Here is a 12308-nt window from a genome sequence, read left to right as displayed (position 1 = left end):
CTGAGCGACGTTTCGATCGCGGAGGTTTGTCCCGGGCGCGCTGAGGTTTGTGGCGCGCGCGCCGGTACGGACGGGCGCGTACGCGACAAAGGGCAGCGCGCGGCTGCGGTTGGGGTGTCGACGGGCTCAACCCGCGGGTGAGCCCGTCGAAACCGGTTACGCGGTGCGCAGCCAGACGGTCGTGTCGGCGGGCAGCGATCCGCCCGTGACGGGGCCGCTCGCGGCGAGCACCTCGCCGAGCGGGAGCTCCACGGGGACGTCCCCGGTGTTCGCGAACACCGTCACGTCGCCATTGCTGAACGCGACGACGGCCTCGCCGTGGCCGGTGATCCACTTCAGCGTGCCCATGCCGAGGTCGTGCTCGTGACGCAGTGCGAGCAGGCGCGTGTACAGCTCGAGCGTCGATCCCTCCACGCCCAGCTGCGCGTCGCGGGCGTAGGACGCCCATTCCTCGGGCTGCGGCAGCCAGCTCTCGCCGGTGGCGTTGAATCCGAACGCGGGGCTCGACGCCTCCCACGGGATCGGCACGCGGCATCCGTCTCGCCCGTAGCGTTCTCCGTCGGTGCGGAACCACGTCGGGTCCTGACGGGCGGCGTCGGGCAGGTGGATCGCCTCGGGCAGTCCGAGCTCTTCGCCCTGGTAGACGTAGGCGCTGCCGGGTAGCGCGAGCATCAGGGCGGTCGCGGCACGCGCGCGGTGCAGGCCGAGGTCGGCGTCGGGCAGGCCGAGCGACTTCGGGCCGATGCCGGCGCCCTGCGGGTTCTCCGCGGTGAGGGCCAGTCGGCTGGCGTGGCGCACCACGTCGTGGTTGCTCAGCACCCACGTGCTCGGGGCGCCGACGCCCGCGAACGCGGAGATCGAGTTGTCGATGATGCGACGCAGCGCGGGTCCGGCCCACGGCGTCTCGAGGTAGGAGAAGTTGAACGCCTGGTGCATCTCGTCGGGGCGTACCCAGTTGGCGAGCTTGGTGAGCGGCTCGACCCAGGCCTCGGCGCAGAGCACGCGGTCGCCCTCGTACTCGGCGAGCAGCTCGTGCCAGTCGCGGTAGATCTCGTGCACGCCATCCTGAGCCCAGAAAGGCGCGGTGTCTTCGTGGTCGCTGATTCCCGGCTCGAGCGAGACGCCGTCGACACTGCTGCCGCTGCCGCCCATGCTGCCGCCGGGCTTCGGGGTGAAGTCGGGCAGACCCTCGGCCTTGATCATGCCGTGCGCCACGTCGACGCGGAAGCCGTCGACGCCGCGGTCGAGCCAGAAGCGCAGGATGTCGCGGAACTGCTCGCGCACCCACGGGTTCTGCCAGTCGAGGTCGGGCTGCGACGAGTCGAACAGGTGCAGGTACCACTGGCCGGCCGTGCCGTCGGGCTCGGTGAGGCGGGTCCAGGCCGGGCCGCCGAAGACCGATTCCCAGTTGTTGGGCGGCAGTTCCCCGGATGCGCCCTTGCCGTCGCGGAAGATGTAGCGCGCGCGCTCGGCAGACCCGGCCGGGGTCGCGATCGCTTCCTGGAACCAGCGGTGGGCGTCGGAGGTGTGGTTGGGGACGAGGTCGACGATCACCCGGAGGCCGAGCTCGTGCGCGCGGTTCTGCATGGCGTCGAAGTCGGCGAGGGTGCCGAAGAGCGGGTCGATGTCGCAGTAGTCGGCTACGTCGTAGCCGGCGTCTTTCTGTGGAGAAGTGAAGAAGGGAGAGAGCCAGACGGCGTCGACGCCGAGGGCGGCGAGCGAGTCGAGGCGGGCCGTGATCCCGGGCAGGTCGCCGATGCCGTCGCCGTCGAGGTCGGCGAACGAACGCGGGTAGATCTGGTAGATGACCGCGCTGCGCCACCACTCGGAACCGAGTGTTCTCGTAGTGACGGGCACAGCAGAGGTCTCGCTAGCGATAGTCATCCGCCAAGCCTAACGGCGGAAGGCGAAACCGTAACGGGAATGAAACCTCGCGATCGCTACGCTGATCGCATGGATCCCCATCACGACGGTTCACCGCTCTACGTTTCGACCCAGACTCCCGTGCTCGGCGAGCGTGTGACGGTGCGGGTGCGCATCCCGCACAGTCTCGGTCCGGTGGAGAACGTGCGCACCCGGTCGAACCCCGACCACGAGCCGCGTTTCACCGTCGCCACCAAGATCGTGTCGCTCGACGGCTGGGACTGGTGGGAGGCCGAGGTCGAGGTCGAGAACCCGATCCACGGCTACCGGTTCCTCATCGCGCTCGCCGACGGATCGAAGACCTGGCTCAACGCGTCGGGGTACCACCGCATCGAGACCCTCGATTCCGAGGACTTCAAACTGCTCACCTACCCGGCGCCGCCCGAGTGGGGCAGGGCCAGCGTGATGTACCAGATCTTCCCCGACCGGTTCGCGCGGTCACGTGCCGCCGACGACCGCGAACTGCCCGAGTGGGCCGAACCGGCCGAGTGGACCGACGAGCCGATCCACATCGGCCCGTCGACCGCGCGCCAGTTCTACGGGGGAGACCTCGAGGGAATCGTCGAGCACCTCGACCATCTCGAGCACCTCGGCATCACGATGATCTACCTGACGCCGGTGTTCCCCGCCCGCAGCAACCACCGCTACGACGCGCTCTCGTTCGCCGAGGTCGACCCGCTGCTCGGTGGCGACCAGGCGCTCGTCGACCTCGTGCGCGTGGCCCACGACCGCGGCTTCACGGTGATCGGCGACCTCACGAGCAATCACTCCGGCGACGCGCACGAGTGGTTCCAGGCGTCGCACCTCAAGCCCGGCGCCCCGGAGAGCGAGTTCTACTACTGGCTCGACGAGAATCAGGAGCACTACGCCTCGTGGCTGGGCGTACCGAGCCTGCCGAAGTTCAACTGGGCGTCACAGGAGCTGCGCGACCGGTTCATCGAGGGTCCCGACTCCGTCGTGGCGAAGTGGCTCGGCGAGCCGTACAACCTCGACGGCTGGCGCATCGACGTCGCGAACATGACCGGCCGGTACCTCGACACCGATCTGAACGCCGACGTGCGCCGCATCATCCGCCAGACGATGATCGACGTGAACCCCGACACGATCCTGCTGGGGGAGTCGACGAACGACGCCACCGGCGACTTCCAGGGCGACGCGTGGCACGGCGCGATGACGTACTCGAACTTCACGCGGCCGATCTGGGGCTGGCTCTCCGAGCGCGAGCGCGAGAGCTCGTACTTCGGGCTGCCCTTCGGCACGATCCCGTCGTACACGGGCCGCGAGGTCTTCGCCGCCCACAACCAGTTCACGGCCGGTTTCCCGTGGCGGGTGCGGCTGCACACCATGAACGCGCTCGACACGCACGACACCCCGCGGTTCCTCACCCACGCGGTCCCCGGAAGCGTGCCGGTGGCGTTCGGCCTCTCGGTGACGCTGCCCGGCATCCCGGTGATCTTCGCCGGCGACGAGTTCGGCCTGGTCGGCGACGACGGCGAGCACTCGCGCTCGCCGCTGCCGTGGGACTCGATCGCCGACTCGCGCGCGACGATCGATCTCTACACCGAGCTGATCCACCTGCGCACCTCGCACGTCGCGCTCAACGAGGGCGGCATCCGCTGGATCCACGTGGGCGACGACGTGCTCGTCTACGTGCGCGAGCACCCGCAGGAGTCGCTGCTCGTCCTCGCCGCACGCGACGACTTCGACGTGCTGTTCGAGTCCGACGTTCTCGCCGGCCTCGCCTCGGCCCAGCGGCTGTTCGGCGACGCCAAGCTGACCGAGGGACACCTCTCGGGCACCGGCCCGACGTTCGGCGTCTGGAAGCTGCCGGGAATCGTGCTCCCCGCCGGGTAACGGCCGCCCGCGTCATCCAGCTGGCCAATTCGTGCCCGCACGCACCCCTCATATCCGCCCGAACTGGCCGGCTGGCCCCCGGACTACCGAATTTTTGTGCGGGATGCCGCGACGCCCGGGTTCCGCCCCCGAGGTGTGCAAGAGAAGGCTCCGGCGGGTGCTAGTCTCTTACGGTGCCAAAACGATGAAAATCGCTTTGTGCCCCCTTAGCTCATTGGTAGAGCACTTCCTTGGTAAGGAAGAGGTAGTGGGTCCGATTCCCACAGGGGGCTCGTTAGTTGCCTCGGCGGCTATATGGCTGAGTAGCTCAGTTGGTTAGAGCGCACGACTCATAATCGTGAGGTCGGGAGATCGAGCCTCCCCTCAGCTACCGCAAGATCCCCGATTATTCGGGGATTTTCTGGTTAACCCCGCCTGCCGGATGACGCACTGCATCCCTGCGGACCACCCACGGTCGCCCTCGGTGCCGACGCGCCATCCCGCACCCTCGACCTAGTGTCGGTCTCGACGGGAGACGATATGGACACCTTTGACGACTGGGTCGTGCACTTTCAGACCAACCCCGAGCGCCAGCGCGCGACGGAGGCGACCATCGACTGGTCCGCTCCGGCGGAACTCGCGAACCGCGAGCGGAGGGCTTTTGTGCGCTCGTTCCAGCGCTTCGAGCTCGGCGAGAGCGGCGACGGCGTGCGACTGCTGCGGATGGCGGCGGAGGCGGGCGATCCCGTCTACACCGACGCCCTGCGCCGGCTCGTCGCGGAGGAGCAGAAGCACTCCGCGCTGTTCGGGCGGGGGCTGCGGCATCTGGCGGCGCCCTCCCTCGACGAGCACTGGACGGATGCCGCGTTCACCCGGCTGCGCCGCCTGCTCGGGCTGCGCACGGAGATCGGGCTGTTCCTCATCGCCGAGAGCGTCGCGATGGGATACTTCGTCGCGCTCGCCGGGCACGCACCCGACGCGGTGCTGCGCGGCATCGGTCGACGCATCGCCGAGGACGAGCGCGACCACATCCGCTTCCAGATCGACCGGCTGCGCATCGGATTCCGCGCGACGCCCGCGCCTGCCCGCGCGCTGGTCGGCCTCGCCTGGGGAGTGGTCGCGGCCGGCGCGGCGACCGTGATCGTCGTCGACCACGGGGCGGCGCTGCGAGCGTGCGGTGTCTCGCCGGTCGAGTACTGGGGACGGGCGATGCGCAGTTTCCGGGCTGCGGCCCGGTCAGTGCTCGCGCACCCCGAGTCGCCCCTGCTCGGCCCCGCGCGACGCGACTAGAGGTTCGCCTCGAACGGCTCTGCGCTATGCCATTCGTCGTCGCTGGGAACCGCGGCGGCCGGGATCGTGAGGCGAGCGATCTGCTCGTTCATATACGCGACCGCTTCGCGGTTTTCCGGTTCGGGCAACTGCGACGTCGTGCTCGCCGACATCAGGTTGGTGCCGGTGCCCAGCACGAACTTCGCCACGATCGCATCCCCGTCGTCCCCGAGCGCGTTGAGGGTCACGGAGTCCGCGTGACCCGTCTCGGCGAGAATCGCCGAGAGCTCCACGAGAATGTCGGCCGCTTCGTCGCCCGTGAGCACAGACCGGTCTGCGTATGTGAGGTGTTTCATCTGCCCAACCTAGGCACGGTCCGAAATGCGTGCGTACCCATTGACAAGGCCCGACGGGTGCGCGAGGTCGGCCGGGGCGGAACTTCTGCCGACGTCAGGACCGGGGCAACCAGTACTCGCCGAGCCACTCGAGGAACTGCTGCGCCTCGTTGTCGGCGTGCTCGAGCCGCGCCCGCCCGGTGCGCGCGAAGAAGTCCTCGAACCCGTCGAGCTGCTTCACCGAGTCGTCGGTCCTCTCGCGGAAGCCCATCGTCCACTGCGGGAACTGGCGCACCCCGATCGTCTTCTCGCGCATCTTCTGCACGTTGCGGTGCCGCGGGTCGGTCGCGATCGTCTCGTACCGGGCGAGCACGACCTCGTCGTCACCCTCCACGATCTGGACGAACCGGCCGCCGTGATAGAGCAGCATCCCGGTAATGCCGTCGCGCGCGTTGTTGGCGCGCGACCGGGTGAGGATCTGCGCGATGTCCTCGTCGCTCATCGGACTCGTCGCGACGCTGACGTAGGCGATTGAAAGCACGTGGTTCCCCCCGATTCAGTCCCGGTTCCGCGGGCGACTCAGTCCATCGTCACACATTCAGGCCGTGAGTTCCCGGGCGAAGTGCGCGATCGTGTCGTCGCGGACGACCTCGTCGAGCCCGCCCTGGAGCAACCCGTCGATGGCCGCGGTGTCGACGACGTCGGCGCTGCCGATGACGTAGCGGGCACCGTTGTCGGCCGCGATCCGCACCAGCTGTGCGACAGCGTGGGCGGCGTAGCTCCCGTCGGCGTAGTCGGGCACGATGCCGACCAGTATCTCCACCGCGCCGAACTCGTCGGGCGGCCCGAAGAAGGACGCGCCGCCGATGACGAGAGTGCTGTCGGAGAGGCGGACCTGGTACATGCCGAAAACCCCGGGGTCCGTGCCCGCCGCGCGGTCGAGCAGCAAGGCGCGCAGGAAGTCGAGCTCGTGGAAGAGCGGGTAGTCCCTCGCCCACTCCTCGCCCGGCCGCTTGAGACCGGCGAGCACGCGGGTCGCACCCTCTTCGGTGAACGGCAGCAGGATGATCGTCGGCGGACCGGCGTTGACGGGAGTTCTGTGTGTAACGGGCAAGCGGCCGAGCCTAGGGCACCAACCTGCGTATTCCTCCGGCCCGACTAAGCGACGGGTGTAGCCTATTTCGGGTGAATACACCGACGTCTCCCGCCCGTTATGCCACCGTCGACGCACCGCGATCGCTCGAACTACGGACGGAGGCGGGTACGGCCGAGCCGGCCACGGACGGCGTGATCGTCGCCATCAGCTACTGCGGAGTGTGCGCGACCGATACCCATGGGTACACCTCGGGCGGTCTCATCCCGCCGTCCGTCTTCGGCCACGAGTGGGCCGGGACCATCGCGGCCGTCGGGTCCGACGTGGTCGGCCTCAGCGTGGGCCAGCGGGTCGTGGCCTGCGTAGGACCCGCCTGCGGAACCTGCCCGCAGTGCCTCGCCGGCTTCACCGAGAACTGCGACACCTCGTTCGCGGAGGCCAACGGCGTCACCGCCGACTCGCCCGCCCACGGCGGATTTGCGAACGAGATCGCGGTCAACGCCCGACGCGTGCTTCCGGTCCTCGAGCAGCTCTCCGACGAGCAGGCCGCGCTGGTCGAACCCACCGCCGTGACCTTCCACGCCGTCAAGCGCGTGAACCAGAGACTCGGTGCCTTCGTCGTCGTACAGGGCGCCGGACCGATCGGCCTGCTCACCGCGCAGCACGCGCGTCACGCCGGTGCTGGCCGGGTGGTCATCGTCGAACCGAATGAGGCGCGCCGCGCCGCCGCCACGGCGCTCGGTTTCACCGAGGTGTTCGCACCCGGCGCCGAGTTCTCCGCGTACGTCTTCGCCTCGAGCAACGGGCTCGGCGCCGACGTGCTCTACGAGTGCACAGGAGTCGCCCAGCTGATGCAGGCGTCGGCGGAACTCGTGCGACGCGGCGGCACCCTCGCACTGCTCGGCTACCCCGGGACCACCAGCGTCGTCAGCTACCCCGATTGGCAGAGCCGCGAACTCACCGTCGTCGGCTCGCTCGCCTACAACCACGAGGACTTCACCGGGGCCATGCTCGCCATCGCGAGCGGTGCGGTCGACGTCGCCTCGCTGCACACCCGCACCGTCGGTCTCGACGAGCTGCAGTCCGTGCTCGACGAACTCGACACCGGCACGAGCGCCGACGCGAAGGTGCTCGTCGACCCACGCCGGTAGCGTCGGCCCTGTTCAGACGGGGATGCCGCGGCCGACCGGTCGGGTCGGCCGCGGCATCCGTCGTTCTGAGGGTTATCGCCGCCCCGCCAGCGCCGTCTTCGCGGCCTCGGCGACGGTGCCGCTCATGATCATCAACTCCTCGTGCAGGCTGCGGCCGGCGACCCACTTGGTGTTCTTGCGCAGCGCGCGCGCCGCGTCGGCGTCGACCTCGCCGATCGCGGCCAGCACCGACTCGTACGCCTCCCGGTCGTCGATGATGGCCGTGAGGTCGCTGTCGAGCGAGAGAGGGGCGGTGGATGCCGCTGCCGGCGCCGCATCGACCGTCCAGCTGTGCGTGCCCGAGCCGACCGTCAGCGTCTCGGCCGCCCCGGGCAGCACGACCTCCGCGGTCGTGTTCGGCGGCACCACGGCGTCGACGACGTACTGCGAGCCGACGCGCTTCCAGCCCGCGCTCGCGAGCCCGTAGGGAGTCTCGTGCGACGTCGTGGCGTAGTCGAACTCGGGCAGGGGCCGCGGCTCGATGCGGATCACCCGGTAGCCGGGCTGCGCGGGGGCGAGGCCGGCGAGCGAGCGGTGCATCCAGTCGGCGATCGCGCCGAGGGCGTAGTGGTTGAACGAGGTCATCTCGCCCGGGTTGATCGAGCCGTCCTCGAGCATCGAGTCCCAGCGTTCCCAGATGGTGGTGGCGCCCATCGTCACGGGGTACAGCCACGACGGGTTCTCGGTCTGGGTGAGCAGGCGGCCGGCGACCTCGAGGTGGCCGGTCGCGGTGAGCGCGTCGGCGACGAGCGGGGTGCCGACGAAGCCGGTGCCGATGCGGTACCCCGCGGCGCGCACGAGGGCGGCGAGCCGGTCGCCCATGCGCTGCTTCTCGTCGTCGCTCTCGGTGAGCCCGAACTGGATCGCCATACCGTACGCGGTCTGGGCGTCGGAGACCATGCGGCCCGAGGCGGTGACGTATTCGCGGCGGAACGCGGTGCGCACCGTGTCGGCGAGCGACCGGTACGAGCGCGCGTCCTCGTCGTAGCCGAGCACGGCCGCGGCCTTGGCGACCAGATCGACCGAGAGGAACACGTGTGCGGTGGCGACGATGTCGGCGTCGGTCTTGGCGTCGGCGGGGAAGTCGGCCGGGGCGTCGGGGTCGAGCCAGTCGCCGAACTGGAAGTTGCCCTCCCAGAGATGCCGTTCGCCCGACAGCTTCACGATCGTGTCGGCCCAGTCGCGCATGCTCGGGTACTGGGTCTCGAGCACGCGCCGGTCGGCGAAGCGCTCGAGCAGCACGGACGGCACGACCGTGGCCGCGTCGCCCCAGGCGGCCGCGGGGGCCGCGAAGCCGCGCAGCACGTCGGGCACGATGAACGGCACGACCCCGTCGCGCTGCTTCTGCTCGAGCGCGAGGTCTTCGAGCCAGCTGGCGAGGAAGCCGTCGGCCTCGTAGAGGTAGCTCGCGGTCGGGCTGAACACCTGGATGTCGCCGGTCCAGCCGAGGCGCTCGTCGCGCTGCGGGCAGTCGGTCGGCAGGTAGAGGAAGTTGCCGCGCATGCCCCACACGACGTTCTCGTGCAGCTTGTTGACGAGCTCGTGCGAGCTGTCGAACCAGCCGGTGCGCACCATGTCGCTGTGGAAGACGACGGCGGTGACGTCGGCCGGGTCGAACTCGCCCGGCCAGTTCTCCACCTCGGCGTAGCGGAAGCCGTGGAAGGTGAACGACGGTTCCCAGGTCTCCGGCCCGTCGCCGGCGAGCGTGTAGTGGTCGGTCGCCTTGGCCCGGCGCAGCGGGCGGAGTCCGAGCTCGCCGTGTTCGAGCACCTCGGCGTGACGCAGTGTCACCGTGTGGCCGGCCTCGCCCGTCACCGTGATGCGCAGGCGGCCCACGACGTTCTGCCCGAAGTCGAGAATGGTGCGGCCGCTCGGCGAGGTGATCACCTCGCGCACCTGCAACTCGTCGGTGATGCGTACGGCGGGGGAGTACCGGGCGCTCGGTGTCGGGAACTCGGCGACCTCGGCGGCGGCCGCCCAGCCGCTCGCGTCGAAGCCGACGGTCGACCAGCCGGCCGGTTCTTTGCGGGCGTCGAACGTCTCGCCGTCGTAGATGCTGCTGCTGATGACCGGGCCGTCGTCGAAGGTCTGCCACGCGGCATCCGACCTGAAAATCTCTACGGAACCGTCGGCGAGGGTGACCCGCAGCTGCACGCTCACGGCCGGGTGGTCGCCGTAGAAGGGGCTGTCGTTGCCGTTGAAGCCGAAGCTCTCGGTGAACCAGCCGCCGGCCAGCCGCACGCCGACGATGTTCTCGCCCTTGTGCAGCAGGTCGGTGACGTCGGTGGTCTCGTGGGTGAGGCGGTGCTGGTAGGCGGTCCAGCCCGGCTTGAGGATCTGGTCGTCGACCTCGGTGCCGTTGATCTCGGCCTGGTAGACGCCCTGCGCGGTGGCGAAGAGCACGGCCCGGGTGAAGGGTGGCAGGTCGACGGTGCCGCGCACGAGCAGCGGCCGGCCGATACCGGTCGGGGCGGCGGCGCGCACGAGCGGGGCGGTCCACTCGTCGACGAAGCCGGCCTCGACCACGAGCGGCTCGCTCCAGTCGCTGGTCTCGCCGTCCGAGCCGGTGACGCGAACCCGCACGGCGCGGGACTCGCCCGCGGCCAACGGGGCGAACGGCCAGTCGACGAGCACCGAGTCGCGGCCCTCGACCGTGACGGCGTCGGCGCCGCCCTCGATCTCGGCCGAGACCTGGGTCCAGTCGGCGGAATCGGTGCTGGTCTTCCAGCTCAGCCGCGGGGCGGCGACGGCTACGAATCCGGTGTCGTCGCGGTATTCGGCGCGCAGCGAAGTTACTGAGGTCACGGGGTTCTCCTTGTGGTGCTGGGTGGGTCGATGGGTCGGGGCGAGGGTCATCCCTTGACGGCCCCTGAGGTCATTCCCGCGACGATCTGGCGGTTGAAGAAGATGTACATGATCAGCGGCGGGATCGTGATGAGCAGCACATCGGTGAAGAGCAGGTTCCACTGGTTGAGCCCCTGCGACTGGAAGTTGTACAGCGTGAGCTGCACCGTCGAGTTCTCTTCCCCGGGCAGGAAGTAGAGGGCGTAGGTGAAGTCGTTGAATACCGTCACCGCCTGCACGACGATCACCGTCACGATCACCGAGCGCAGCAGCGGGAACACCACCGAAAAGAACAGGCGGATCGGGCTCGCGCCGTCGATGAGGGCCGCCTCGTCGAGCTCGCGCGGGATCGTCGCGACGAACGCCTTGAACAACAGGATGCAGAACGAGAGGCCGAACGCGATGTGCACCGCGATCAGGCCGACGAGCGACTTGAACAGCCCGAGTCCCTGCAGCACCCAGATGGTGGGCACGACCGCGGGCGGGATGATGAGTCCCGCGAGTACGAGCATGTTCACCAGCGGGTTCCACTTCGACTGGCGGCGCTGCAGAACGTAGCCGACCATCGCGGCCAGCACCACCATGACGGCGACGCTCGCCACGGTGAGCACGGCGCTGTTGACGAAGGCGCGGATCAGGATGCCGTCCCGGGTCTCGATCACCGTCTGGATGTTCTGCCAGAGCGCCCACTCGGTCGGGAGGCTGAACTGCAGGAGCGATGCCTCCTGCTGGGTCTTCGCCGCCGTGACCAGGATGAACGCGAACGGGACGAGGAACACGACGGCGGCGAGCACCAACGCGATGGCGCCCGTCCAGATGCCCCGCGGCTTGATGCGGTCGGCGCGGCTCACGATTCTGCCCCCTTGCGGTTGAGCCAGGCCGACAGCGGCACGACGATGGCGGCGATCACGAGGAACAGCACGACGTTGCCCGCCGTGGAGAGCCCGTAGAACCCGGCCTGGTACTGCTTGTAGATGACCGACGCGATGACGTCGCTGGTGAAACCGGGGCCGCCCCTCGTCATGGTCCAGATCAGGTCGAACGAGCGCAGACCGCCGATGAGAGACAGGATGACGACCGTGACGGTCGCCGGACGCGCGAGCGGCAGGATCAGGTAGCGGAAGTTCTGCCAGCCGGTCGCGCCGTCGACGCGGGCCGCCTCGAAGTACTCCTGCGGAATCGCGACGATGCCCGCGATGTAGATGAGCGTTGCGAGGCCGACACCCTTCCAGACGTCGACGAGCGCGACCGAGAACAGCGCCCAGGCCGGGTCGGTGAGCCAGCCGGGGCCGTCGACGCCGATCGTGGCGAGGGCCTGGTTGATGAGGCCGTCGAACGGGTCCATCAACACCTTGAAGGTGACCCCGACGCCGATCGTGCTCACGAGCACCGGGAAGAACAGCACCGAGCGCAGGAATCCGCGGGCGATGATCTGCGAGGTGAGCAGCACGCCGAGCAGCAGGCCGAGCACGACCTTGAGGCCCGAGGTGATGAAGGCGTAGAAGAAGGTGTTGACGAAGCCCTGGATCAGGGCCGGCTCCTGGAAGAACTGCACGAAGTTGTCGAAGCCGATGAACTCGACGTCGAAGATGCTCCACCGGGTGAGCGCGAAGTAGAACGAGGCTCCGGTGGGGATGAGGAACAGGGCGACGTAGAAGACACCGGCCGGGATGTAGAACCAGGTGGGATACGGGCTTCTGATGCGGCGGCGGCGTTCGGTTTTCGGTGTCTCGCTCTGGGCGAGTTCGGTTACGAGAGTCATAACGACCTGACGGTTAGGCGACCGGCGGGCGGGTAATCGCGCCCGCCCACCGGTCGGAC

10 protein-coding genes and 2 tRNA genes are annotated in these 12308 nt (G+C 69.0%); 5 read left to right on the top strand and 7 right to left on the bottom strand.

The window, feature by feature from the left end; all coding sequences use genetic code 11:
• Window positions 1-156 precede the first annotated feature (156 nt).
• A complete protein-coding gene (locus HD599_RS14555) occupies window positions 157-1884 on the bottom strand; it encodes a glycoside hydrolase family 13 protein (RefSeq protein WP_184238827.1) in 1728 nt (575 codons plus the stop codon).
• A 69-nt stretch (window positions 1885-1953) separates the two neighbouring features.
• On the opposite strand from HD599_RS14555, the gene HD599_RS14550 reads away from it, so the two are divergent.
• The 4 genes from HD599_RS14550 to HD599_RS14535 all read left to right on the top strand — a co-directional run bounded on the left by HD599_RS14550 (window position 1954) and on the right by HD599_RS14535 (window position 5046).
• Window positions 1954-3777 carry a glycoside hydrolase family 13 protein gene (locus HD599_RS14550; RefSeq protein ID WP_246376205.1) on the top strand — a complete coding sequence of 608 codons (1824 nt, stop codon included), beginning with the start codon at window positions 1954-1956 and terminating at the stop codon, window positions 3775-3777.
• Window positions 3778-3977: 200 nt separating this feature from the next.
• Window positions 3978-4049, top strand: a tRNA-Thr gene (locus HD599_RS14545).
• 24 nt (window positions 4050-4073) lie between these two features.
• Window positions 4074-4147: transfer RNA gene (locus tag HD599_RS14540), tRNA-Met, on the top strand.
• A gap of 149 nt (window positions 4148-4296) precedes the next feature.
• Entirely contained in the window at window positions 4297-5046 is a 750-nt protein-coding gene (locus HD599_RS14535) for a ferritin-like domain-containing protein (protein WP_184238822.1), read from the top strand.
• Here HD599_RS14535 and HD599_RS14530 read toward each other — a convergent pair.
• The 3 genes from HD599_RS14530 to HD599_RS14520 form a co-directional block, all read right to left on the bottom strand.
• Entirely contained in the window at window positions 5043-5381 is a 339-nt protein-coding gene (locus tag HD599_RS14530) for a hypothetical protein (protein WP_184238820.1), read from the bottom strand. The two genes, HD599_RS14535 and HD599_RS14530, sit on opposite strands and share 4 nt — an antisense overlap.
• Before the next feature lie 94 nt (window positions 5382-5475).
• Window positions 5476-5901: a BLUF domain-containing protein gene (locus HD599_RS14525; protein ID WP_184238818.1), complete on the bottom strand. Its 426-nt coding sequence runs from the start codon at window positions 5899-5901 to the stop codon at window positions 5476-5478.
• A gap of 57 nt (window positions 5902-5958) precedes the next feature.
• Window positions 5959-6474 carry a GNAT family N-acetyltransferase gene (locus HD599_RS14520; RefSeq protein ID WP_184238816.1) on the bottom strand — a complete coding sequence of 172 codons (516 nt, stop codon included), beginning with the start codon at window positions 6472-6474 and terminating at the stop codon, window positions 5959-5961.
• Window positions 6475-6545: 71 nt separating this feature from the next.
• On the opposite strand from HD599_RS14520, the gene HD599_RS14515 reads away from it, so the two are divergent.
• Window positions 6546-7604, top strand: a complete 1059-nt coding sequence (locus tag HD599_RS14515) for a zinc-binding dehydrogenase (RefSeq protein ID WP_184238814.1) — start codon at window positions 6546-6548, stop codon at window positions 7602-7604.
• Window positions 7605-7676: 72 nt separating this feature from the next.
• Here HD599_RS14515 and HD599_RS14510 read toward each other — a convergent pair whose 3' ends face one another.
• From HD599_RS14510 to HD599_RS14500, 3 genes are read right to left on the bottom strand one after another with little or no spacing between them, the layout of a single operon-like run.
• Window positions 7677-10448, bottom strand: a complete 2772-nt coding sequence (locus HD599_RS14510; RefSeq protein WP_343062094.1) for an alpha-L-rhamnosidase — start codon at window positions 10446-10448, stop codon at window positions 7677-7679.
• 47 nt (window positions 10449-10495) lie between these two features.
• Entirely contained in the window at window positions 10496-11338 is an 843-nt protein-coding gene (locus HD599_RS14505) for a carbohydrate ABC transporter permease (RefSeq protein ID WP_343062093.1), read from the bottom strand.
• A complete protein-coding gene (locus HD599_RS14500; protein WP_184238809.1) occupies window positions 11335-12249 on the bottom strand; it encodes a carbohydrate ABC transporter permease in 915 nt (304 codons plus the stop codon). The genes HD599_RS14505 and HD599_RS14500 overlap by 4 nt, the downstream gene beginning before the upstream one ends.
• Between the last annotated feature and the right edge of the window lie 59 nt (window positions 12250-12308).

Origin of the sequence: Conyzicola lurida, assembly GCF_014204935.1 — a bacterium.
GTDB lineage: Bacteria > Actinomycetota > Actinomycetes > Actinomycetales > Microbacteriaceae > Conyzicola > Conyzicola lurida.
The sequence above is the reverse complement of the archived record's forward strand: the minus strand, read 5'-3'. Positions and strand labels throughout refer to the sequence as shown.